Source organism: Sulfitobacter sp. 15WGC, assembly GCF_005068605.1.
GTDB classification, from domain to species: Bacteria; Pseudomonadota; Alphaproteobacteria; order Rhodobacterales; family Rhodobacteraceae; genus Sulfitobacter; species Sulfitobacter faviae.
This window is the reverse complement of record NZ_SZNL01000003.1, coordinates 148922-171853: the sequence shown is the minus strand read 5'-3', so window position 1 is coordinate 171853 and position 22932 is coordinate 148922. Positions and strand designations below refer to the sequence as shown.

Annotated in this window: 20 protein-coding genes and 1 pseudogene; 7 read left to right on the top strand and 14 right to left on the bottom strand. The window is 65.2% G+C overall.

The window, feature by feature from the left end:
* Positions 1–174 precede the first annotated feature (174 nt).
* The 3 genes from FCK22_RS03810 to FCK22_RS03800 all read right to left on the bottom strand — a co-directional run bounded on the left by FCK22_RS03810 (position 175) and on the right by FCK22_RS03800 (position 4270).
* On the bottom strand, positions 175–1080 hold the full coding sequence (locus FCK22_RS03810; protein WP_067261147.1) for a LysR family transcriptional regulator: 906 nt from the start codon (positions 1078–1080) through the stop codon (positions 175–177).
* A gap of 144 nt (positions 1081–1224) precedes the next feature.
* Entirely contained in the window at positions 1225–2166 is a 942-nt protein-coding gene (locus tag FCK22_RS03805) for a zinc transporter ZntB (protein WP_067261148.1), read from the bottom strand.
* Positions 2167–2242: 76 nt separating this feature from the next.
* On the bottom strand, positions 2243–4270 hold the full coding sequence (locus FCK22_RS03800) for an NADPH-dependent 2,4-dienoyl-CoA reductase (RefSeq protein WP_067261149.1): 2028 nt from the start codon (positions 4268–4270) through the stop codon (positions 2243–2245).
* Positions 4271–4451: 181 nt separating this feature from the next.
* Between FCK22_RS03800 and FCK22_RS03795 the strand changes: the two genes are divergently transcribed.
* Positions 4452–4934, top strand: a complete 483-nt coding sequence (locus FCK22_RS03795) for an RNA pyrophosphohydrolase (protein WP_067261150.1) — start codon at positions 4452–4454, stop codon at positions 4932–4934.
* Positions 4931–5413, top strand: coding sequence for a hypothetical protein (locus FCK22_RS03790; RefSeq protein ID WP_067261152.1), 483 nt, complete (start codon positions 4931–4933; stop codon positions 5411–5413). The genes FCK22_RS03795 and FCK22_RS03790 overlap by 4 nt, the downstream gene beginning before the upstream one ends.
* A gap of 13 nt (positions 5414–5426) precedes the next feature.
* Here FCK22_RS03790 and FCK22_RS03785 read toward each other — a convergent pair whose 3' ends face one another.
* The 3 genes from FCK22_RS03785 to nth are packed head-to-tail and all read right to left on the bottom strand — an operon-like array spanning position 5427 to position 7653.
* The gene (locus FCK22_RS03785; protein ID WP_067261154.1) at positions 5427–6020 is read right to left on the bottom strand and encodes a GNAT family N-acetyltransferase; all 594 of its coding nucleotides are present in this window, start codon (positions 6018–6020) and stop codon (positions 5427–5429) included.
* A 2-nt stretch (positions 6021–6022) separates the two neighbouring features.
* Complete coding sequence (locus FCK22_RS03780; protein WP_067261159.1) at positions 6023–7012, bottom strand: adenosine kinase; 990 nt, start codon at positions 7010–7012, stop codon at positions 6023–6025.
* A complete protein-coding gene (nth, locus tag FCK22_RS03775; protein WP_067261161.1) occupies positions 7009–7653 on the bottom strand; it encodes an endonuclease III in 645 nt (214 codons plus the stop codon). Before nth ends, FCK22_RS03780 begins: the two co-directional genes overlap by 4 nt.
* 111 nt (positions 7654–7764) lie before the next feature.
* Between nth and FCK22_RS03770 the strand changes: the two genes are divergently transcribed.
* Complete coding sequence (locus FCK22_RS03770) at positions 7765–8667, top strand: bifunctional helix-turn-helix domain-containing protein/methylated-DNA--[protein]-cysteine S-methyltransferase (protein WP_067265676.1); 903 nt, start codon at positions 7765–7767, stop codon at positions 8665–8667.
* Between the two features lie 98 nt (positions 8668–8765).
* Positions 8766–9422 carry an OmpA family protein gene (locus FCK22_RS03765; protein ID WP_067265672.1) on the top strand — a complete coding sequence of 219 codons (657 nt, stop codon included), beginning with the start codon at positions 8766–8768 and terminating at the stop codon, positions 9420–9422.
* A gap of 57 nt (positions 9423–9479) precedes the next feature.
* Here FCK22_RS03765 and FCK22_RS03760 read toward each other — a convergent pair whose 3' ends face one another.
* Positions 9480–10517: an FAD-binding oxidoreductase gene (locus tag FCK22_RS03760; RefSeq protein WP_197470925.1), complete on the bottom strand. Its 1038-nt coding sequence runs from the start codon at positions 10515–10517 to the stop codon at positions 9480–9482.
* A 57-nt stretch (positions 10518–10574) separates the two neighbouring features.
* Between FCK22_RS03760 and mnmD the strand changes: the two genes are divergently transcribed.
* Positions 10575–11249 carry a tRNA (5-methylaminomethyl-2-thiouridine)(34)-methyltransferase MnmD gene (gene mnmD / locus FCK22_RS03755; protein WP_067265668.1) on the top strand — a complete coding sequence of 225 codons (675 nt, stop codon included), beginning with the start codon at positions 10575–10577 and terminating at the stop codon, positions 11247–11249.
* A complete protein-coding gene (locus FCK22_RS03750; protein ID WP_067265666.1) occupies positions 11246–12124 on the top strand; it encodes a DMT family transporter in 879 nt (292 codons plus the stop codon). Before mnmD ends, FCK22_RS03750 begins: the two co-directional genes overlap by 4 nt.
* Here FCK22_RS03750 and FCK22_RS03745 read toward each other — a convergent pair.
* Positions 12089–14053, bottom strand: coding sequence for a transglycosylase SLT domain-containing protein (locus tag FCK22_RS03745; RefSeq protein WP_197470924.1), 1965 nt, complete (start codon positions 14051–14053; stop codon positions 12089–12091). The two genes, FCK22_RS03750 and FCK22_RS03745, sit on opposite strands and share 36 nt — an antisense overlap.
* A gap of 128 nt (positions 14054–14181) precedes the next feature.
* Between FCK22_RS03745 and dapA the strand changes: the two genes are divergently transcribed.
* A complete protein-coding gene (gene dapA / locus FCK22_RS03740) occupies positions 14182–15057 on the top strand; it encodes a 4-hydroxy-tetrahydrodipicolinate synthase (RefSeq protein WP_067265665.1) in 876 nt (291 codons plus the stop codon).
* A 60-nt stretch (positions 15058–15117) separates the two neighbouring features.
* Here the strand turns inward: dapA and FCK22_RS03735 are convergent, their stop codons facing one another.
* The 6 genes and pseudogenes from FCK22_RS03735 to FCK22_RS03710 form a co-directional block, all read right to left on the bottom strand.
* The gene (locus tag FCK22_RS03735) at positions 15118–15993 is read right to left on the bottom strand and encodes a DmsC/YnfH family molybdoenzyme membrane anchor subunit (protein WP_067265663.1); all 876 of its coding nucleotides are present in this window, start codon (positions 15991–15993) and stop codon (positions 15118–15120) included.
* Positions 15993–16751, bottom strand: coding sequence for a 4Fe-4S dicluster domain-containing protein (locus tag FCK22_RS03730; protein WP_067265660.1), 759 nt, complete (start codon positions 16749–16751; stop codon positions 15993–15995). Before FCK22_RS03730 ends, FCK22_RS03735 begins: the two co-directional genes overlap by 1 nt.
* A 49-nt stretch (positions 16752–16800) precedes the next feature.
* Positions 16801–19617, bottom strand: a complete 2817-nt coding sequence (locus FCK22_RS03725; protein WP_067265657.1) for a molybdopterin oxidoreductase family protein — start codon at positions 19615–19617, stop codon at positions 16801–16803.
* On the bottom strand, positions 19614–20708 hold the full coding sequence (locus tag FCK22_RS03720) for an acetate kinase (RefSeq protein WP_067265654.1): 1095 nt from the start codon (positions 20706–20708) through the stop codon (positions 19614–19616). Before FCK22_RS03720 ends, FCK22_RS03725 begins: the two co-directional genes overlap by 4 nt.
* 3 nt (positions 20709–20711) lie before the next feature.
* Positions 20712–22487 carry a sulfoacetaldehyde acetyltransferase gene (gene xsc / locus FCK22_RS03715; protein ID WP_067265651.1) on the bottom strand — a complete coding sequence of 592 codons (1776 nt, stop codon included), beginning with the start codon at positions 22485–22487 and terminating at the stop codon, positions 20712–20714.
* A gap of 96 nt (positions 22488–22583) precedes the next feature.
* Positions 22584–22932 (bottom strand): annotated as a pseudogene (locus tag FCK22_RS03710) (GntR family transcriptional regulator); the annotation flags it as partial.

The following is a 22932-nucleotide window of genomic DNA, read 5'->3' as shown; positions in this document are numbered from 1 at the left end:
TCGCCTGCCCGCGGGTCGGCGATCAGGCGGTATGGCGTTGCCACTTTATGGCTCAACCATTGTGTGCGTTCGCAAGGTCGTACCCAGCCTCGCCCAATCGCCTACCCGTCCGGGCGGGCAGGCGATGGCCCGGCGCCTACGGCTTGATTCCGGGCCAAGTGGCAATCGCGGCTGTTACCAGTCCGCCGGCCCCTTCTCGGCAAATTCATGCACCAGAAAGTCGATAAACGCCCGCACCTTGGGCTGCGTGAAACGGCCCGGCGGATAGACGGCGTAGATGCCCTGCGTCTCCAGCGGCAAATCGGGGATCGCGTCCTCGACCAGACCTTTCTCCATCGCCTCGGCGTAGAGGAAGCTCGGCAGGTAGGCGATGCCCAGCCCCGAAATCGCGGCGTTCAAAAGGCTCTGCCCGTCATTGACCGACAGCCAACCGGCGGTGCGCACCTGCCGCTTCTCGCCCGAGGGCGCGGTCAGTTTCCACACGTTGCCCGACGACTGGTTCGAGTAATGCAGCAGCTTGTGATTGTTCAGATCGTCGATCTTTTCCGGCCGCCCGTATTGCTCGAAATACTTCGGGCTGGCGATCATGCGTTTGGTGGTCTCGGTCAATTTGCGGGCGCGCAGGGTGCTGTCTTCCAGCTCCCCGATCCGCACGGCCATGTCGAAGCCTTCCGAGATCAACTCAACGTAGCGGTTGTTCAGCACCATGTTCACGGTGATATCGGGGAAGTCCTGCAAGAACTCCGACAGGGCGGGGGACAAATGATTGACGCCGAAATCCGTCGCGACCGAAATCCGCAGCAGCCCCGAGGGCGCGGATTGCATCGAAGTGACCAAGGCATCGGCCTCGCCCGCGTCGTTCAGCACCCGGCGGGCGCGGTCGTAGTAAGCAAGGCCAATCTCGGTGGGCGAGACGCGGCGGGTGGTGCGGTTCAGCAATCGTGCGCCCAAGCGCGCCTCAAGCGAGGAGACATGCTTTGAAACGGCGGATTTCGAGATCCCCATCTTCTTGGCAGCATCTGTAAAGCCGCCTTGATCCACCACAGTGGCAAACGCTTCCATTTCCGTAAGGCGGTCCATTGCCTGTCCCTTCGCATTGATCTTGTTGCGGTCAGGTATGGGCGCCAATTCGGGCAGGATCGGGGCGGAGGCAAGACAGTCCCGTGGTCTTTGCGGGGATCGTTCATGGCATGGAAACGGCAGAACAATCCGTTTCCCCGCCTGTCACAGCCAGCGCAGCCATTTCAGCACGGCCAGCATGATGGCGGCGAGGCCGACCATGGCGAGGCAAAGGATCGCGAAGGCCTGCGGATCGTCCACCCCGGGCATCCCGCCCACGTTGACGCCGAAGAGCCCCGTCAGGAATCCCAGCGGCAAAAAGACCGCGGCGGCGATGGAGAGCATGTAGCTGTGCCGCGCCTGTCGCTGCGCGACCTGGTTGTCGTGTTCGTCCTGCACCGTGACGATGCGTTCCTGTAGCGCGTCCAATTCCTCGACCACGATGGCGGTGCGGTTGGCCAGTTCGCGCAGCTTCATCGCGTCGACGTCCGGCACCAGCGGCAGGTCCAGCGTGGCCAGCCGCTCCAGCGCGTGGCGTTGCGGGGCGAGGTAGCGTTCCAGCCGGATCGCGCTGCGGCGGGTCACCGGCAGTTCCTTCGGCGGCGGTGTGCTGTGGTCTTCGAGGTCGGCCTCATAGAAGGCCGTCCGATCCGCCAGCCGCGCCACTTCGACCTGCACCCGGGCGGTCAGCCGAGAGACCAGCGCCTCGACAAAGGCCGAAGGCCGGGGTGGCGCGTTGTTCTCGGCAGCCAGCGCGCGCAGCTCATCTATGGCAAAGACCCGGCGCATCCGCACGGTGATCACCACCGCATCCGTCACCCACATCCGGACGGAGACCATTTGGTCGGCCTGTTGCCCTTCGTTTAGGTTGATGCCGCGCAGGTTCAGGATCAGACCGTCGTCATATTCATCACAGCGCGGGCGGGTTTCGGGCTGTAGCAATGCGCCCGCCGGGATCTCGGGCAGGTGTTTGGCCAGCCACGGCGCCAGCGCCGGATCGGCCATGTCGTAGTGCCACCAGCGGTAGCGCCCCGGCCCGGTGAGGTTGTCGTCGGAGGGCACCTGCGCGGTGCCGTCCTCATAGATGTCGAAGACGCAGAGGGGCATGGAGACCTTGGATCGTTTTGGCAATCCTGCGGCGATCTAGGGCGGGGCGCAAGGGGGCCAAGCGCCCGCCCCTCGCTTACAGCCCTGCGGCCAGCCGTGTGCCTTGGTTGATGGCGCGTTTTGCGTCCAGTTCCGCCGCCACATCCGCGCCGCCGATCACATGGCAGGTCTGCCCCCGCGCCTCCAGTGCGTCAGCGAGACTGCGCTCGGACAATTGCCCGGCGCAGAGCACGATGGTGTCGGCCTCGATCACCGTGGGGTTCTCGCGCGCTTCGCCAAAGGAGATATGCAGGCCCGCGTCGTCGATCTGTTCGTAGTTCACGCCGGCGATCATCTTGACGTTGCGCATGGTGAGCGAGGCGCGGTGAATCCAGCCCGTGGTCTTGCCCAAACCCTTGCCGGGCTTGCTGGTCTTGCGTTGCAGCATGGTGATCTGCCGCGCCGGCGCCGGGGGTTGCGGCCCTTCGGGGGCGAGGCCGCTGCGGTGCGCGCCCGGATCGGTAACGCCCCATTCGCGCATCCATTCAGGCAGGTTCATCGTGCTGCTCTCGCCGTCGTGGACCAGATGTTCCGACACGTCGAAGCCGATCCCGCCCGCACCGATCACCGCGACCCGCTGGCCGACCTTCGCGGTGCCGTTCAGCACGTCGATGTAGCTGACCACGTTGCCGCGGTTCTGGCCGGGAATCTCCGGGTCGCGCGGCACGACGCCGGTGGCGATGACGACCTCGTCGAAGCCTGAGAGCGCCTCGCTCGTGGCTTCGGTCTCAAGCTGCACGGTCACGCCGTGGACCTCGAGCATGGTGCGGTACCAGTCGACGAGGCCCCAGAACTCCTCCTTCCCCGCGACTTGTTTGGCGAGGTTGAGTTGCCCGCCGATCTCGGAGGCGCGGTCCATGAGGGTGACCTTGTGGCCCCGCTCCGCCGCCGTGATCGCTGCCGAGAGCCCGGCAGGCCCGGCGCCGACAACGGCGATGGATTTCGGGCTTGCGGCGGGTTCGATCCGCAACTCCGTCTCGTAACACGCCCGCGGGTTCACGAGGCAGGTGGAGATCTTGCCGCCGAAGGTATGGTCGAGGCAGGCTTGGTTGCAGGCGATACAGGGGGCGATCTGGTCGGCCTGACCGGCCTTCGCCTTGGCGAGGAAATCGGCATCGGCCAGCATCGGACGGGCGAGGCTGACCATGTCGGCGCAGCCTTCGGCCAGCACTTCTTCGGCCACTTGCGGCGTGTTGATCCGGTTCGATGTGATGAGCGGGATGCCCACCTTGCCCATCAGCTTTTTCGTGACCCATGCAAAGGCCGCGCGCGGCACCGAGGTGGCGATCGTGGGGATGCGCGCCTCGTGCCAGCCGATGCCGGTGTTGATGATATTGGCGCCCGCCTTCTCGACCTCTTGGGCCAGTTGCACGACTTCTTCGAAGGTCGAGCCGTTGGGCACGAGGTCGATCATCGACAGCCGGTAGATCAGGATGAAATCCTCGCCCACCGTCTCGCGCACGCGGCGCACGACTTCCAGCGGCAGGCGCATCCGGTTCTCGTAAGACCCGCCCCAGCGGTCTTCGCGCTTGTTGGTGTGGGTGACGAGGAACTGATTCAGGAAATAGCCCTCGGAGCCCATGATCTCGACCCCGTCGTAGCCCGCCTCGCGGGCGCGCAGGGCGCAGGCGGCGATGTCGCTGATTTGTTTCTCAATGCCTTCCTCGTCCAACGCCTTGGGCGCGAACATGGAGATCGGGGATTTCACCGCGCTCGGGGCCACGCATTCAGGCGTGAAGGCATAGCGGCCCGCGTGCAGGATCTGCATGGCGATCTTGCCGCCCGCCTCATGCACCCGCTGGGTGATGATGCTGTGGTTATCCACGTCCTTCTGGCTGACCATCATCGCCGCGCCATGGGCCACGGCGCCTTCGCGGTTCGGCCCGATGCCGCCCGTGACCATCAGCCCCACGTCGCCCCGCGCCCGTGCCGCATAGAACTCCGCCACGCGGTTCCAATCGCCCGTCTCCTCCAACCCGGTGTGCATCGAGCCCATCAACAGCCGGTTCTTCAGCGTGGTGAAACCAAGGTCGAGCGGGGCAAGCAGGTGGGGATAGTCGGACATGGCTTTACCTTTCTGGGTGGGCTGGGTCACTGTGACACCATCGGAAACGGCAGGGCAAGTCACGCGAAACGCCGCGTCAACGATGTCGCTGGCGAAACGTCATAGCCGCGATGTGATCGCTTTGAGCCGCGCCTTGGTCGTGCTAACTCCCAAATGAACGCCATTCAGGAGACCTGCCCCCATGACCCCCGAAGAGATTGCCAAACTGCCCTACCGCCCTTGCGTCGGCGTGATGCTGGTGAATGCCGAGGGGGAGGTCTTTGTCGGCCAGCGGCGCGACCGGGATCAGGACGCTTGGCAGATGCCCCAAGGCGGGGTCGACAAGGGCGAGGCCGCGCGCGATGCGGCCCTGCGTGAGTTGGAGGAAGAGACCGGCATCCCCAGCAATCTGGTGCGGGTCGAAGCCGAGACGACAAGCTGGCTGCCCTATGATCTGCCCCATGAACTGGTGCCCAACATTTGGAAGGGCCGCTACCGGGGGCAGGAACAGAAATGGTTCCTCATGCGTTTTCTGGGGCAGGACGATCAGGTCAATATCCAGACGGCTGAGCCTGAATTCTCCGAATGGCGCTGGATGCCCGCAGATCAACTGGTCGCGCATATCGTGCCGTTCAAACGTGCGGTCTATGCGGCGGTTCTTGAAGAGTTTGAGGAGAAGTTATGACACGGATCATCGCCTGCGCCCTCGCCACTTTGGCCCCGCTGCCCGCTCTTGCGCTCAGTTGTCTGCCCCATTCGGTCGAGGCGACCTATCAACGCGCGGCCAAGGCCGAGGAAAGTTATGTCGTGGTGCAGGGGCGTCTGACCTTTGACGCCAGCGCCCTGCCAAAGGGCGGCACCATCGGGATCAATCCGCCCGAAGAGACGCCGATCCGGGCGCAGATCAGCGGCAAGGCGCTATCCGAAGGGGGCTTTGACGTGCCCTTTGACCAGCCCTTGACGCTCAACGTTCAGTGTTTTGGCCCTTGGTGCGGCTCTGCCGAAGAGGGGGATGTTCTGGCCTTCCTCGAACGCAAGCCGGATGGGGCCTATGCGTTGGAAAGCAATCCCTGCGGGGGCGACCTTTTCGGCTCTCCGAAGCCTGCCATGGTGGATAAGGTGATCGCCTGTTTCCAAGGGGCGGAGTGCACGCCGGTTCGGTGATCCGGCGGCAGTCTTATGCCTCGATAAGCGGCACTTGCGGTGCCGCATCGCGGGGCAGCAGCCCTGTGAGACGCGGATCATCATCGATCTCAACCTGACGGCGCACCGGGATGAAGCCTGACCGCACATAAAAGCCAAGCGCCTGCGGGCTGTCGTTGGTGCAGGTATGCAGGTGCAGCCGGGTGATCGGCTTTTCCCATGCCAGCGTGATCGCTTGGTTCATCAGATACCGCCCCGAGCCGCTGCCGATCAGTGCAGAGGTCAGCCCGAAATAGGCCAATTCGCAGCTGCCATCTTCGGGGAAGTTCAACTCAAGCAGCGCCTCGTCCTTGCCATCGCGGGTCAGCGTATAAAAGTCCCGCGCCGGGTCTTGCAGCAGCGCAGAGAGGGCCGCGTCATCCAGTTTGAGCCGCCCGTACCAGAGCCAATCCATCCCGACACGCCGGAAAATGTCCCGAAACCAGTCGGGCGTCGGTGTGACCTTCCGAAAGGTGACACCCTCGGGCAGGGGCACCTCCCGCAGGCTGGGTTTGGCGTCCATCTCAAGATGGGTCACCACCACGGCCAGTTTGCCGGGCGGGACATCGTGAAAACCGTTCTCGATCATAGTCAGACCAGCCCTTCGGCCTTGAACAGGGCCATGATGTCAGTCTGGGGGCGGGGGCCGATGTGGCGGATCACTTCGCCCGCGCAGATGTTGCCCATGCGGCCACAGGTCTCAAGATCGCGGCCCGTGGCAAGGCCATAGAGGAAGCCCGCCGCGAATTGATCGCCCGCGCCCGTGGCATCCACCGGCACGACCTTTTCGACCGGCACGTCGACCCGTTCTGCGCCCCGGACCAGTGTGACCCCGTCGCCCGAGCGGGTGCAGACCACCAGCGGGCAAATCTCGGCGGTTTTGGCCAGTGCGGCTTCGGTGTCGTCGGTTTCCCAAAGGGCGCGAATCTCGGCCTCATTGCCGATGACATAGCCCAGATCGTTTTCGATCAGCGCGAGGAAGTCGTCGCGGTGACGCTCCACGCAGAAGGGGTCGGAGATGGCGATGCCCGCCATGCCGCCGCCCGCCGTCGCGGCCCGCGCGGCCTCGCGAAAGGCGGTTTTGCCGGCCTCATGGTCAAAGAGGTAGCCTTCGAGGAACATCAGCTTGGCCTTCTCAGTCACCGCCTGCGGCACATCGGCCGAGGTCAGCCCGGTCGAGATGCCGAGGTAGGTGTTCAGCGACCGCTCCCCATCGGGGGTGACGAAGATCATGCAACGCGAGGTCGGGTTCTCGCCCTCCGCCACGGGGGCGTTGACGAAGTCGATCCCGATATCGGTCATCGCCTTGGCATAGAACTGGCCCAACTCATCATCGCGCACCCGCCCGATAAAGGCGGTCTTGAGGCCCAGCGCGCCCGCGCCTGCGACGGTATTGGCGACCGAGCCGCCCGGCGTCTGCACCCGGTCTTGCATCGCGGCATAGAGGTCTTCGGCGCGGTCACGCTCGATCAACTGCATGATGCCTTTCTCGATACCGTTGTCGGCAAGGAAATTGTCATCGGCATGGGAGATCACGTCGACGACGGCGTTGCCGATGCCAACCACTTCGTATTGGGTCATTCTGTCTTGTCCTCGTATTGGCACAGGTCACGGATGATGCAGGTGCGGCACAGGGGTTTGCGGGCTTTACAGTGATAGCGGCCATGCAGGATCAGCCAGTGATGGGCATGGCGCTGGAAATCGGCGGGAATGTTGTCTTCGATGGCGCGCTCGACCGCGTCGACCGTCTTGCCCGGTGCGATCCCGGTGCGGTTGCCGACGCGGAAGATATGCGTGTCCACCGCCTGCGCGGGCTGGCCCCACCACATATTGAGCACCACATTCGCGGTCTTGCGCCCGACGCCCGGCAGCGATTGCAGCGCGGCGCGGGAATTGGGCACCTCGCCGTCGTAATCGTCGACCAGGATTTGGCTTAGCTTGATGACGTTCTTGGCCTTCTGACGGTAGAGGCCGATGGTCTTGATATGGTCGATCAGCCCTTCAAGCCCCAGATCGAGCATCTTTTGCGGCGTGTCGGCGATCTTGAACAGGTCGCGCGTCGCCTTATTGACGCCCGCATCGGTCGATTGCGCGCTCAGCGCCACGGCCACGACGAGCGTATAGACATTCACATGCTCCAACTCGCCCTCGGGCTCAGGCTCTGCCTGTTGGAAGCGGGCGAAGATCTCGCGGATGGTATGATAATCAAGTTGGCGGGCCATGGCTCAGGGTATGCGATGAATGGCGCGGCAGGGCAAGCGGGGGCGGGGCTTGGGGGGCGATGGCGCAAGAAACGGGTCGCACGGGGGCAGGGGCGCGGCTAATCTGGTGGCATGACACAGATCGCACAGCTCTCTCCCGCGCCCGAAGATCAGGGGTACCACTATCAGGTGATGCGCCGCGCCATCGCCCTGATCGACGAGGCCGAAGACCCAAAGCAACTCGATTGGATCGCGGGCGAGATGGGCATGTCCGCCGCGCATTTCCAGCGGCTTTTCTCGCGCTGGGTGGGGGTCTCGCCGAAGCGATACCAGCAGTATCTGATGCTGGATCAGGCCAAGGTCATGCTGCGCGACCGTTTCACCACGCTGGCGGCGGCGCATGAATTGGGGCTGTCGGGCAGCGGACGGTTGCATGACCTTTTCCTGCGCTGGGAGGCGATGAGCCCCGGTGAGTTTGCCCGCAAGGGCGCGGGGCTGACGATCTACTGGGGTTGGTTCGACAGCCCCTTTGGCCCGACACTGGTGATGGGCACCGACAAGGGCATCTGCGGGCTCGCGCTGTCGTCGGAAGTGGGGGAGGATGCGGCGATGGTGGATCTTTGCAGCCGCTGGCCGCTCGCCGATTTCGTGGAGGCCCCCGCGCGGTTGCAGGCATGGGTCGACGCGGCCTTTGGGCGGCGGAAAGACCCCGAGGCGAAGGCGCCGCTCTACCTCATCGGTGCGCCCTTTCAAATCAAGGTTTGGGAGGCGCTGCTGAGCATCCCCTCAGGGCAGGTGACCACCTATTCCGAAATCGCGCAGAGCATCGGCAGCCCCCGCGCCGTGCGTGCCGTGGGCACGGCAGTAGGGCGCAATCCGGTGAGTTGGCTGATCCCCTGTCACCGGGCGCTGCGCAAAAGCGGGGGCTTGGGCGGCTACCACTGGGGGCTGCCGGTGAAACGCGCAATGCTCGCCTTCGAGGCGGCACGGGCAGAGGCGCAAACAGCTCCCTCTGGGCGGGTTTCTGCCGAATAGCGGTTATATGTAATGTTTTTGGGAACTTTGCGTGCCTATATTGCGTTCACGTCAAGATGCCCCGCCCGAACGGGGCCGCAAACATGAAGGCAGTAGACATGATTTCTTCGAAGATGACTTTGGCCGCCGCTCTGGCTGGCGCGATGACACTGGGTGCCTGTACGCAGCCGATGCAGCCGGGCAATGGCGATCCCAACCAGCGGACCAAGAATGGCGCTTTGATCGGTGCGGGCGTCGGGGCCCTTGCCGGTGCGATTTCCGAAGGTGACGGCAAAGGCGCGCTGAAAGGCGCTTTGATCGGCGGCACGATCGGCGCGGGCGTCGGCTATTCGCTCGATAAGCAAGAGGCCGAGTTGCGCGCCGCGATGGACAGCCGCGTGGTGATCACCAACACCGGCGACCGTCTGATCGTGACACTGCCGCAAGACATCCTCTTTGCGACCGACAGCACCAGCGTATCGCCCGCCCTGCGTGACGATCTGGCCGCGCTGGCGCAGAACGTGAACATCTATCAGAACTCCACCCTGCAAGTCGTGGGCCACACCGACAGCGATGGCGAAGCGGCCTATAACCAGCAGCTTTCCGAGCGTCGCGCGCAGGCCGTGGGTAACATCCTGCTGTCCAACGGCGTGCCGCAGCAGCGTTTGCAGACATTCGGCCGTGGCGAAAGCCAGCCTGTGGCAAGCAACCTGAGCGCCGCTGGCAAAGCGCAAAACCGCCGGGTCGAGATCGTGATCCTGCCCAACGCGCGCTAAACCGCACCTTAGACAGTGACAGTGAACCCCGGCCAGTGGCCGGGGTTTTTTGTTGGCCTAGAGGTTGTCCTCGACCCTGAAACCCTTGGGGATGGCATCGCGCCCTTCGAGCAGAAGATCGGCCATGACCTCTGCCACTTTCGGGGCCATGCCGAAGCCGATTTTGAAGCCGCCATTGGCGATGTAATGCCCCGGCTTGCCGGGCCACGGCCCCAGCATCGGCGCGCGGCTGCGGCTGCGCGGGCGCAGCCCGGCCCAGCGTTCGACGACCGGCGCGTCTTGCAACGCGGGCACCGCCGCGCGGGCCTTGGCGATCACCGCGTCGAGTTGTGCATCGGTGTTGTCGGGGCTGTCGTACTCTCGCTCAGTCGTGCCGCCCACGGCTATCGTGCCATCCAGATGCGGGATCACATGGACCCCATCGGCAAAAAGCTGCGCCGCACCGCCCCGATCCAGCCGCAAGAGCGCGGCCTGCCCTTTGATGCCCGCGCCAACCAAACGCGGATGGCCCGCATTCAGCGCCTCCAGCCCCGCGACCCCAGTGGCCCAGAGGGTCAGACCTATATCGGGGGCCTCGGCCACGATCTCAGCGCCTTTGGCCGCCAGTGCCGCGACCAGTGCCGCGCAGGCGTGACGCGGGTGGACGAGGGCGCTTAGCGTGTCCCGGATCAGCCAGCCCGTGGGGCTCTGCGGGGCCCAATCGTCGCTCTCGGCGCGGATCAACTCCCACCGGGCGCGGCCTTGCCAAAGCGCGGCTGCCGTGTCCTGCCGTTGCCGTGCCAGCGCGAGGGCCGCGTCATCCGCCACCGGCTGCAAGCGCCCGCTGCGGATATAGCCGGGCGCGCGACCGCCCGCAGCCTCGACCTCGGCCCAGAAGGCTTCGGCGCTGAGTAGGCTCTCAAGCTGAAAGGCTTTCTTGGCGTTCCAATTTTCCGGCACATGCGGCGCCAGCGCGCCCACGATCCCGCCCGACGCCCCCGCCGCCGGTCCTGACGGATCGACCACGCGCACCACCGCCCCGCGCCGGACGCAGGCCCAAGCCACCGACAGGCCAAAAATCCCGGCCCCTCTTACGGTTACATCCACCATTGCCATTCCCTGCCAGCTTGCGCAGTGTCTGCGCGACTTCTTCCCCCTCTAGCAGGACGTGCCGTGCCAGACCAGAATGCCCAGATCACGTGGCGCGCGGGCCAAGTGCCCGTTTCGACCCAGTTCGATGACCCCTACTTCAGCTTGGAAGATGGCGCGGCTGAGACGGCCTATGTCTTTCTGGCAGGAAATGACCTGCCTGAGAGGTTCCGCCCCGGCTTTCACATTGCCGAGCTTGGCTTTGGCACCGGGTTGAACCTGTTGCTGGCATGGGATGCTTGGATGCGGGCGGGCCATGACGGGCCGCTGCATTTCACCAGTTTCGAAGCCTACCCGATGCGGCCCGAGGATATGGCGCAGGCCCATGCGGCCTTTCCCGCGCTCGACGGGCGGCGCGATGCGCTGACGGCGGCGTGGGATGGCGCGGGTGGCGTGTTGGAACTGCCCGGCCTGCGGGCCGAGATTATCATCGGGGACGCGCGCGAAACCCTGCCCGCATGGCAGGGTCAGGCCGATGCTTGGTTCCTTGATGGGTTTTCACCGGCCAAGAACCCCCAGCTTTGGGGCGATGATCTGATGGCCGAGGTGGCACGCCATACCGCACCGGGCGGCAGTGCCGCCACCTATACCGCCGCGGGCTTCGTGCGCCGGGCCCTCGCGGCGGGCGGTTTTGAGGTTTCCCGCATCCCCGGCTATGGTCGCAAACGCCATATGACCCGGGCGCGGATGCCCGCATGAGCCAGTCCAACAATATCCCGCTCGGCATCATGCTGATGATCGCCACGACGATGGTCTTCGCCGTCCAAGACGGGCTGTCGCGCCATCTGGCCGAGAACTACAACGTGCTAATGGTGGTGATGATCCGCTATTGGTTTTTCGCGGCCTTCGTGATCGCGCTGGCAATGCGCAAGGCAGGCGGCATCCGCCGCGCCGCCGCCACGACACAGCCCGCGGTGCAAATCCTGCGGGGGGTGCTGCTCTCGGCGCAGATTTGCATGATGGTGCTGGGCTTCACCATTTTGGGCTTGGTGGAGAGCCATGCGGTCTTTACCTGCTACCCGCTTTTGGTGGCGGCGCTGTCTGGTCCGATCTTGGGCGAGAAAGTCGGCTGGCGGCGGTGGGCCGCGATTGGTGTGGGCTTTGTCGGGGTGCTGGTGATCTTGCAACCCGGTCTTCGGGTGGTGGATCCTGCCGCCGCGATCCCGCTGGCAGGGGCGGCGATGTTCGCGGTCTATGGCCTGCTGACCCGCTATGTCGCGCGGCGCGACACGACGGCGACGAGTTTCTTTTGGACGGGCGTCACCGGCGCGGCGGTCATGACGGCGGTCGGCATCTGGTTTTGGGAGCCGATGACGCCGGGCAACTGGCTGTTGATGGGCACGCTTTGCATCACCGGGGTCACCGGCCATTGGCTGCTGATCCGCTGCTACGAGGTGGCCGAGGCCAGCGCGGTGCAGCCCTTCGCCTATACGCAGTTGATCTTTACCGTGATCATCGGCCTGTCGGTCTTTAACGAGGTGCTGCGCCCCAGCGTGGTGCTGGGCGCGGGCATGATCGTGGCAGCGGGGCTGTTCACCCTATGGCGCGAACGCCTTCAACGTCGACCCGGTTAACTCTGCGCTAAAGGGGATCGGCAGCGGGTCTTTGCCCAGACGGGCGCGATAGACCGGCAGGCTTTCGGTCACCCGCATGACGTAGTTTTGCGTTTCTCGAAAGGGGATCATCTCGATCCAATCGACGATGTCGATCTCACCCTTGCGCGGGTCGCCATAGGTCGACATCCAGCGGCGCGGACGGCTGGGGCCCGCGTTATAGGCCGCCGACATCATGGAGACATTGCCGTCGAAAAGCCCAGCCATTTGTGACAGATAGGTCGCGCCAAGCCGCGCGTTGTAATCGGGGTCGGCGGTCAGCCGGTCCGTCGTGTGCTGGCCTGAGATGCCCAGATCGCGCGCCACATCCCGCGCCGTGGCGGGCATGATCTGCATCAAGCCGCGCGCGCCGACGCCGCTTTGCACGTTCGGGTCAAACTCGCTTTCACGCCGCGCGATGGCGAGGGTCATCTCGGTCGCCATCGGCAGGTCTTTCTCCACCAGACTGTGCAGCGCGTAATAGGGGGCGGGCACCTCCAGCCCCCGCTGCGCGGCGCGTTTGCCGATCATCACCGCGATATGCGGCTGGCCCACGTCGATGGCGGCTTGCCCCAGCAGGGCGATGTCTTCGGGGACGAGTTGCTCGGCCAAATGGGTCCAGAACCGCTCGGCGGCGGACAGCTCGCCCGAGGCTTGCAGCAGCAGTCCGGCCTCGAACAGGGGCGCACGGGCCAGCGGAGAGGTGCGCCAGTCCTGATCAGGTGCCGGGCCCGCGAGCTTTTCGTCAAAGGGGATGCCGCCCCGTTCGGCGGCCAGCAGCCCGTAGAAGGAGGTTTGGTATTCCGCCCCCATGGCATAGGCTTTCGCCGCGCCCTCAGCATCGCCCATCGCCTCTAACGCGCGGCCCTGCCAATAGCCCGCGCGGCCTTGGCTGATGGGGGATTCCACGGCGTTGTCGTGGTTCTGGAAATGGCCCAGAGCGGTGGTGGGATCGTCCAAGAACCGCAGCGCGATATAGCCCGAGAGCCATTCGAGATCGGCATAATTCGAGCCATCGGTCAGAAAATGCTGCGACGCCAGCCGGTAGGCCCTCTGCGCATCGCCATTGCGCATTTCATCCCGCGCCAAGGCCCGGCGACGGTTGGCCCATCTGGGGGGCTGGCCGAGAGCCACAGCCGAGGTCGAGCGCGCCAGCATCAGATCCTTGGCATCTTCGCGCAGCCCCTTGCGGATGCGCCATTCAAAGCGGTCATGCGCCAGCCCCGGCGCATCGGATTTGGAGGCGGGGAGCGCGTCGATCTTGGCGTTCACGTCGCTTTCCAGCTTTTGCAGGGCGATGCGGGTTTCCGCCAGCGCCCTATCGGCGCTTGAGACCAGATCGAACATCTGCCGCGCTTCGGAATGTTCGCGCTGCCAGAGCATCTCTTCCAGCCGGGCCGCGTGGTGCGGGGCCAGAAGGCTGCCATGCGCCTCGGTGAAAAGGGCCTGACTGCTGGCGTTCATCGGCATGGTGCGCCACGCCAGAACGAGGTTCGCCTCGGCCTCACCGCGCTGGCCGCTGTTGATCAGCGCCTCCGCATGGGCCAGCACGCCGCGCGGGGTCTGCGGGGCCATGGCCGAGAAGAAATCCAGTATCTCGCTCTCACCCTGTTTGATGACCGCCGCTTCGCTCTGCCGGCGCAAATAAGCCTCACCGGGCCAGTCGGGTCTGCGGTTCAGGAAATCGCGCGTGTCGGCATAGGTGCCGCGCCCGGCGCGCAGCCGGTGCCATTCGATCACATCGGCGGCGACTTGCCCGTCACGGGCAGCCAGCGCCGCGGCGGCGTCCCAATTGCCGCTGCGCATCGCATCCATCGCCCAGCCCAAAGGCCGTGGCCGCTGCGCCTCCGCAGGCACGGTCAGGATAAAAACACTCATGAGGATCGCCATCAGGCGCGTCATCGCTTGCATTTCCCACGTCTCCGAGGCTAGAGCCTTGCAACATATGGCTCGGGCGCCGTTTATCAAACCGTAGCGCCCGCAAAAGCCCTCATCCAGTCCGGTTTTCCACCGGCCAGCACTTATTAAGGAGCGTGCACATGTTCAAAGGCTCTCTGCCTGCCCTCGTCACGCCGTTTCGCAACGGCGCGCTGGATCTGGATACGCTCAAGAAACTTATCGAATGGCACATCGGCGAAGGGTCGAGCGGGCTTGTCCCCGTCGGCACCACCGGCGAATCCCCAACGCTGAGCCATGCCGAGCATGAGACCGTCGTCGAAGAGGTGGTCAAAGCCGTCGCGGGCCGCATTCCGGTCATCGCGGGCGCCGGGTCGAACAACACGGTCGAAAGCATCCGCCTTGCCCGTCACGCCGAAAAGGTCGGCGCGGATGCGCTGCTGGTGGTGACGCCCTATTACAACAAGCCGACGCAGCGCGGGTTGGTGGCGCATTTCACTGCCGTGCATGACTGCTGTGAGTTGCCGATCATCATCTACAATATCCCCGGCCGTTCGGTGGTGGATATGATGCCCGAAACGATGGGCGAACTGGCCCAACTGCCGCGCATCGTCGGCGTCAAGGACGCCACCGGCGATCTGGCCCGTGTCTGCGATCAGCGCATCACCTGCGGCCCGGATTTCTGCCAACTCTCCGGCGAAGACGCCACGGCGCATGGGTTCAACGCCCAAGGCGGCGTTGGCTGTATCTCGGTCACCGCCAATGTCGCGCCGCGCCTTGTGGCGCAGATGCAGGCCGCCTGTCTTGAGGGCGATTATGCCAAAGCGTTGGAGCTTCAAGACCGTCTGATGCCGCTGCACAAGGCGATCTTTACCGAACCGGGGCTTGTGGGTGTGAAATACGCCATGTCGCGGCTCGACCTCTGCTCGGACGAGGTGCGTCTGCCGCTCACGGAACTGACCGACCCGACCAAGGAACTGGTCGATGCGGCCCTGCGCCATGCGGGTTTGATGAACTAAGCCTACTGTAAACAGGTTGGTCGATACGAAGAGGGGGTGGAGACACCCCCTCTTTTGCGTTCAGCGTTTGCCGTAATAGAAGCCGACCACATGTTCGGCTTGGGCAAAGAACAGCCAGCGCGCGGTCAGCACCCCTGCCGCATGGCTGAGCACCGCAAGACCGGCGGCAAGGTGGTGAAACACGGGCGAGAGCAACAGCAGAAGCGGCAGCAGCACCATCAGCGCAATCGCGATCACCCGCAGCTTCAGCGCATGTTTGCGCCCGATCTGATAGACGAATTCCCGTAGCAGATAGTTGTTGCCAGTATGGGGCGGGTCGAAGGCGCGGACGCTGCCCTGCGGCCCCAGCCGCGTCGCCGTCGCGATATCGCTGTTTGAGGCCGCAAGCGCCCGATCCCCGCGCCACCATGTGGCGATCTGCACCGCCCCGGCCAGCGCCAGCAGGATCATCGCCGCCGTCACCTGCCCCGCCAGCAGGGCACCGCCCGCGATGCTGAGCGACAGGAAATTCAGCGGCGTCATCACGCTATGCCAGCGCGGCACGGTTTTCATCTGGGTATAGATCATCGCCGTGGTCAGCACCGTCAGCAGCGACAGCGCCGCACCGATCACCCCCAAGGGCCAAAGCCGCGTGTCGTAAAACACCAGCCCCGCGCCATAGGCGGCCATGGTCAGCAAGGCCGCGACCGAGGCCCAAGCCTCCCGGCTGAGCCAAGAGCTGCGCCATTGGGTGAAGGCTTTGAGCGCACGCTCCGGGTGGCCAAGGTGGAAGGTCGAGGCGATGAGCCCGCCCACGGCCAAGAGATAGGCCAGCGCGAAGAAGACGAAAGCCACCCAGCCGGTCACCGCAGGCAGGCCGATCCCGAGCCACGCAAGCAGGCCAAATCCCATGCCCGACAGGCTGCTGAACAGAATAACGGAAGGCGCCGGATGCATCAGAGCTTCTCCAAAGTGCGGTCGAGCCAGCCGAGAAAACCCTTCGGCCCTTCGTCCACTGGGGCGAGGAAGGGGGCCAGCACGTCGATCTCGCCCTCGGGAGGGCCAAGCGTGTCGCGCGGGCGCGGCGGCAGGTATTTGTTGACCGGTTTGGTGCCCTGCTCGGGCATCAGGTCCACGCCGCCACGCTCGGCCACAAGCTGGCTGACAGCGCTGTCGGGATCGCCCAGATCGCCGAAATGCCGTGCGCCCGCGGGGCAGGTGCGCACGCAGGCGGGTTGGCGGTCTTCTTCCGGCAGGTTCTCGTTGTAGATACGGTCGACGCAGAGGGTGCATTTCTTCATCACACCGGCCGCCTGATCCATCTCGCGCGCACCGTAGGGGCAGGCCCAGGCGCAGAGGCCGCAGCCGATGCAATCGCTTTCGTTGACCAGCACAATGCCGTCCTCGACCCGCTTGTAGCTCGCGCCAGTGGGGCAAACGGTGACGCAGGGCGCGTCCTCGCAATGCAGGCAGGATTTGGGGAAATGGACCAGTTGCGCCGCGCCCGCCTCGGGCTGGACCTCGTAGCTGTGCACCCGGTTGAGGAAGGTGCCCGACGGGTCGCCGCCATAGGCGTCTTGGTCCGACAGCGGCGCGCCGTAGTTCTCGGTGTTCCATCCTTTGCAGGAGATCACGCAGGCATGACAGCCGACGCAGGTATCAAGGTCGATCACGAGGCCGAGTTTACGGTCGGTCTGTTGCGGAAGCGTGGTCATGTCTGGCGGTCCTGAAGGGTCGTTCTCACGGCGCGCGGGGCGAAGGGGGTCATTTGCCCACCTTCCACGCGATGTCGCGCGGCGCGGGCGGAACAGGCGAGCGTTGCGGCGGGATCTCCGGTTGTGCCTCGGCAGGGGCCGCGGTCTTTTCAATATGGACCTTGAGGTCGAACCACGCGGCCTGTCCGGTGATCGGGTCGGAGTTCGACCAGCGCAGGCCGTCGCCCTTGGGCGGCAGAAGCTCGTGGATCAGGTGGTTCAGCAGGAAGCCCTTCGTCGCCTCCGGCGCGTCGCGGTCCAGCGCCCATGCGCCTTTGCGCTTGCCGATGGCGTTCCATGTCCAGACGGTATGCGGGTTCAGCGCGGCCATCTCCATCACCGGCACGGTGATCCCCCCATGCGGGGAGGTGACGCGCGCCCAATCGCCGTCCTTCAGACCCTTCGCGCGCATGATCGCGCTGGGCAGGTAGAGCGGGTTGTGCCCGTGCAACTGCCGCAGCCAGGCGTTCTGGCTGCCCCATGAATGGTACATCGCCATGGGGCGTTGGGTGAGGGCGTGAACATCGTAGCCCTGTGTGCCCTCGGGGTCGCTTTCGTACCAATGGGGTAGCGGCGTCATGCACTGCTTGATGCGCTCGCGCAGGTGGTCCGGGGGCTGACGGTCGCCGTGGCCCTCGGCGGCCAGCTGGAAGCGGCGCAACGGCTCCACGTAGAGCGAGAAGAGATAGGGTTGCGGTGCGTCGTAAATCCCCATGCCCACGGCCCAGTCCTGATAGGCGGCGTTCCACGGCTTGTAGTACTGCGCCTCGGCGGGAATGTGGTGGGTCGAGAAGCCGCCGTTCTCGATGTAGCGCGCGATCTGGTCAGGGTTCGGGGCGCCGCGGCCGCTCTGGTTGCCGTCCTCCCCGCGAAAGCCGGCCAGCGGGCCGATGCCGGGGCGGCGTTCGTGGTTGGTGATGTAATCGGCGTAGTCGCGGTACTTTTGACTACCGTCCTCGGTCACGAAACCGGGCAGGTCCAGCCGCGCGCCAAGATCGCAGAGCACCGATTGGAAGCCACGCACGTCGCGGTTGGGTTCCACCACAGGCCAGCGGATCGCGTCGGCGGCGGCGTCGGCCTCGCTGATCGGACGGTCGAGGAGCGAGATGCAATCGTGACGCTCCAGATAAGTCGTGTCGGGTAGGATCAGGTCGGCATAGGCCACCATCTCAGACGAATAAGCGTCGGAATAGATGATGCGCGGGATCACGTAGTCGCCGTTCTCATCCGTATCGGTCAGCATCTCCATCACCCCGCCGGGGTTCATGGAGGAGTTCCACGACATATTGGCCATATAAAGAAACAGCGTGTCGATCTTGTAGGGATCGCCCGCATGGGCGTTGGAAATCACCATATGCATCAGCCCATGGGCCGACATCGGGTTCTCCCATGTGAAGGCCTTGTCGATCCGCGCGGGGCTGCCATCGGGGCACAGTGCCAGATCGTCGGGGCCTTGCACGAAACCCAGATGCGGCCCGTCGAGCGGCCCGCCGGGCGTGGCCTTGCAATGGGGTTTGGGATGCGCCGTGGCGGGCTTGGGGTAGGGCGGTTTGAAGCGGAAGCCGCCGGGCACTTCCACGGTGCCGAGGATGATCTGCAGCACATGCAGCGCGCGGCAGGTCTGGAAGCCGTTGGCATGGGCTGAGATGCCGCGCATGGCGTGGAAGGACACCGGGCGGCCGGTCATCTTCTCGTGACGCTCGCCGCGGAAATCGGTCCAGGGCTGGTCGATCTCGAAGGCCTCGTCGAAGGCCACGCGCGCCAGTTCGGCGGCGATGGCGCGGATGCGCGGCGCGGGGATGCCGCAGCGCTCGGCCACGGCCTCGGGGGTGTAGTCCTCGCCGAGGTATTCTTCGGCCATCCGGTGGAACACCGGGCGGTGGGTGATCCCGCCCGCGCGGTAGGTAGCCGATAGGTCGGGGCGCACGCCGGGCTGGTCGAAGGGGGTGAGCTTGCGGGTCTTGCGGTCGATCACGAGCGCTTTGCCGTCCGCGTCGCGCAGTTGCAGGCCAAACTCGGGCGACTTCGGGTCCCCGTTCAGCAGCACCGGCGCGTCGGTGTAGCGCGCGAGGTAGTCGAGATCGATGCGCCCGGCCTTCATCAGACAGTGGATCAGTGACAGGATGAACAGCCCGTCGGTCCCGGGCGTGATGCCGACCCAATCGTCGGCGATGGCGTTGTAGCCGGTGCGGATGGGGTTCACCCCGATCACCCGCGCGCCGCGTTTCTTGAGCTTGCCCAGTCCCATCTTGATCGGGTTGCTGTCGTGATCCTCGGCCACGCCGAACAGCATGAAGAGCTTGGTGTGGTCCCAATCAGGCTGGCCGAACTCCCAAAAGGCGCCGCCCATGGTGTAGATGCCCGCCGTCGCCATGTTGACCGAGCAAAAGCCGCCGTGGGCGGCGTAATTCGGCGTGCCGAAGGCCTGCGCCCAGAGGGAGGTGAAGCTTTGCGACTGGTCGCGCCCGGTGAAGAAGGCGAGTTTCTCTGGCGCCTCGCGGCGCAGCGGCTCCAGCCAGCCGGTGGCGATCTCAAGCGCCTCGGCCCAGCTGATGTCCTCGAATTCGCCCGAGCCGCGGGGGCCCACGCGTTTCATCGGGTTGCGCAGCCGCGCCGGGGAATTGTGCTGCATGATGCCTGCCGAGCCCTTGGCGCAGAGCACGCCGCGGTTCACCGGGTGGTCGCGGTTGCCCTCGATATAGGCGACCTTGCCCTTCTTCATATGCACGTTGATGCCGCAGCGGCAGGCACACATGTAACAGGTCGTGCGGCGGACCTCGTCCGAGACCTTGGGCGACAGATCGAGCGGCGGCTGGGAATGCGTCATGAGGGGGCGGGGGCTTTCAGCAGGGCAAGCGCTTGGCGCGCGATATGTTTCTCTTCGGCGGCGGGGATGACCCATGAGGGAATATTTCCCGCCCAGCGGAGGTTTGCAAGAACCTTTTCCCTCACCGCGGAATCGTTCTCGCCAATCCCGCCGGTGAAGGCGATGCCGTCGATCCCGCCCATGGCGGCGATCATCGACCCGGCCTGACGGGTGATCCAGTAGCAAAAGTGGTTGCGGGCAAAGCGGGCGCTTTCGCTGTCGCTTTCCGCCAATTGCCGCATGTCGGCGGTCTGGCCCGACAGGCCGAGCAACCCGCTTTCGTGGTGCAGCAATCTCTGCGCGGCTTCCAGTCCGAGATCGCCCACCAGATGCAGCACCGCGCCCGCGTCGATCTCTCCCGCGCGGGTGCCCATCGTCAGCCCGCCCAAGGGTGAGAATCCCATGGTGGTGGCGACCGAGCGGCCCTCGCGGATCGCGCAGAGCGACGCGCCATTGCCCAAATGCAGCGCCAGCAGGCGGTCGGGCAGGGGGGCGCCGGTTTGGGCGGTGAAATTCCGCACGAGGCTCTCGTAGCTGATGCCGTGGAAGCCGTAGCGGCGGAGGGCGGCGGTCTCGGACTTCTCGGGCAGCGCGTAGCGGCGCGCCACGTCCGGGTTGGTGCGGTGAAAGCCCGTGTCGAAAGCGGCGAATTGCGGCAGCTCCGGCATTAGTGCGGCAAGGGCGTCGATGGCGCTGAGGTGATGCGGATTGTGCAGCGGGGCCAGCGGTTGCGCCGCGGCGATGGCGGCGCGCACGGCGGGGGTGACTTCCGTCGTCTCGGCCAAGTCCGGGCCGCCGTGCACCACGCGATGCGCGGCGGCGCTGAGGTCGGCGCTCGCGATCCCCGCGTCACGCAGCCCCGCCAGAATGGCGGTGAAGGCGGTGCGGTGATCGGGCAGGGCAAGAGCCCGTGCCGGAGCCTTCCCCACACGCAGGGCGCCGGACTGGCTGATGCCCTGCGCTTCAATCCGCAGGGTCTCAGACAGCCCGCCGTCAAAGACCGCCGCCTTGATCGACGACGAGCCTGCATTGACGACGAGCACCAGCGCCATGGCTCAGACCCGTTGCGGGCGCATGTCATCCCGGCTGATCCCGGCGACGGAGACGGGTTTCTTCATCGCGTCGCGGCGGAAGGGCTCACCCAGTTCCTGGTTGAGCAGCACTTCGATGAAAGTGGTCTTGCCGTCATTCATCTGCGCCTTGATCGCGCGGTCCAAGGCCTCGGTCAGTTCCTCCATCGACGAGACCTGCACCCCCTCGACCCCGCAGGCATTGGCGATCCCGGCGTAACTTACCTCCTGCGCCAGTTCGGTGCCGACGAAGTTGTCGTCGAACCAGAGCGTGGTGTTCCGCTTCTCCGCGCCCCATTGGTAGTTGCGAAAGATCACCATGGTCACGGCGGGCCAATCCTCGCGGTTCACGCTGACCATTTCGTTCATGGAAATGCCGAAGGCGCCGTCCCCGGCAAAACCCACGACGGGCGTATCGGGGCAGGCGATCTTGGCGCCGCAGATCGCCGGGAAGCCGTAGCCGCAGGGGCCGAAGAGGCCGGGGGCGAGGTATTTGCGGCCCGCTTCGAACGTCGGGTAGGCGTTGCCGATGGCGCAGTTGTTGCCAATGTCGGAACTGATGATCGCCTCTGTCGGCAGCGCCTTCTGGATCGCGCGCCACGCCATGCGGGGCGACATCTTTTCCGGCTCGCGGCTGCGGGCGCGCTCGTTCCACGTGGTGCCGGGGTCGTCGTCTTCGTGGTCCATCGAGGTCAGTTCCTGCGCCCATGCCGACTTGGTCTGGGCGATCAGGTTGCGGCGTTCCTCGCGGCCCGCGTCACCGGCGCTCTCGCTCAGCCGGTCGAGGAGGCTGCGCGCCACCTTGCCCGCGTCGCCGACGATGCCGACGCTCACCGGTTTGGTCAGGCCGATGCGGTCGGGGTTGATGTCGACCTGAATGATCTTGGCCTCTCGCGGCCAATAGTCGATGCCGTAGCCCGGCAGGGTCGAGAAGGGGTTGAGCCGCGTGCCAAGCGCCAGCACCACATCGGCTTTGGCGATCAATTCCATCGCCGCCTTGGACCCGTTGTAGCCCAGTGGCCCGACCGATAGCGGATGCGAACCGGGGAAGGCGTCGTTGTGCTGGTAGCCGCAGCAGACCGGCGCATCCAGCCGCTCGGCCAACTGCCGCGCGTCGTCGATCGCGCCGCCGATCACCACGCCCGCGCCGTTGAGGATCACTGGGAACTTGGCGTTCGAAAGCAGTTCCGCCGCCTCGGCAATGGCGGTCTCCCCGCCCGAGGGGCGTTCGAACTCGACGATGGCGGGCAACTCGATGTCGATCACCTGCGTCCAGAAATCGCGGGGGATGTTGATCTGGGCGGGGGCAGAGTGGCGCTTGGCTTGCAGGATCACGCGGTTCAGCGTCTCGGCGATGCGGCTGGGGTCGCGGACCTCCTCCTGATAGGCGACCATGTCGCGGAAGAGCGCCATCTGCTCGACCTCCTGAAAGCCGCCCTGACCGATGGTCTTGTTCGCCGCCTGGGGGGTCACCAGCAAAAGCGGCGTGTGGTTCCAGTAGGCGGTTTTCACCGGCGTCACGAAATTGGTGATGCCCGGCCCGTTCTGGGCCACCATCATCGACATCCGCCCCGAGGCGCGGGTGTAGCCATCGGCCATCATGCCCGAATTGCACTCATGCGCGCCGTCATAAAAGGTGATCCCGGCGGCGGGGAAGAGGTCGGAAATCGGCATCATGGCCGAGCCGATAATGCCAAAGGCCGTGTCGATCCCATGCATCTGAAGGGTTTTGACGAAGGCTTCTTCGGTGGTCATTTTCATCGCGCGATCCTTTGGGCATGGGGCAAAGCTATCGGCAAATTACGGGCAGGTGCAGGCCGAGGTTAGGGCCAGAACTGCGCCAGCCCTAAGGCCAGATCAGCGCAGGCGGTCAATCTCTTGCGCGATCAGCCCGACGCCCTCTTCGATCCGCGCGGCGGGGATCGAAGAATAGGCCAGCCGGTAGTAATTCGTGGCCTTCTCGGCCCCGGCGAAAAAGGCATGTCCCGGCTCCAGCAGCACATCCTGCGCGCGCAGGTTCTCGGCCAGTTCCGCCGTGTCCACGCCCTCCGGCGCGCGCATCCAGAAGGACGATCCGCCATAGGCCCCCCGGCCCGACACGCGCAGACCATGGGTCTCTAGCGCCGCGTCCATGACCCGGCGGCGTTCGTGCAGCGCCAGCCCCATGCGGCGGATCTGGGCGTCGTAATGGCCAAGCGACAAAAAA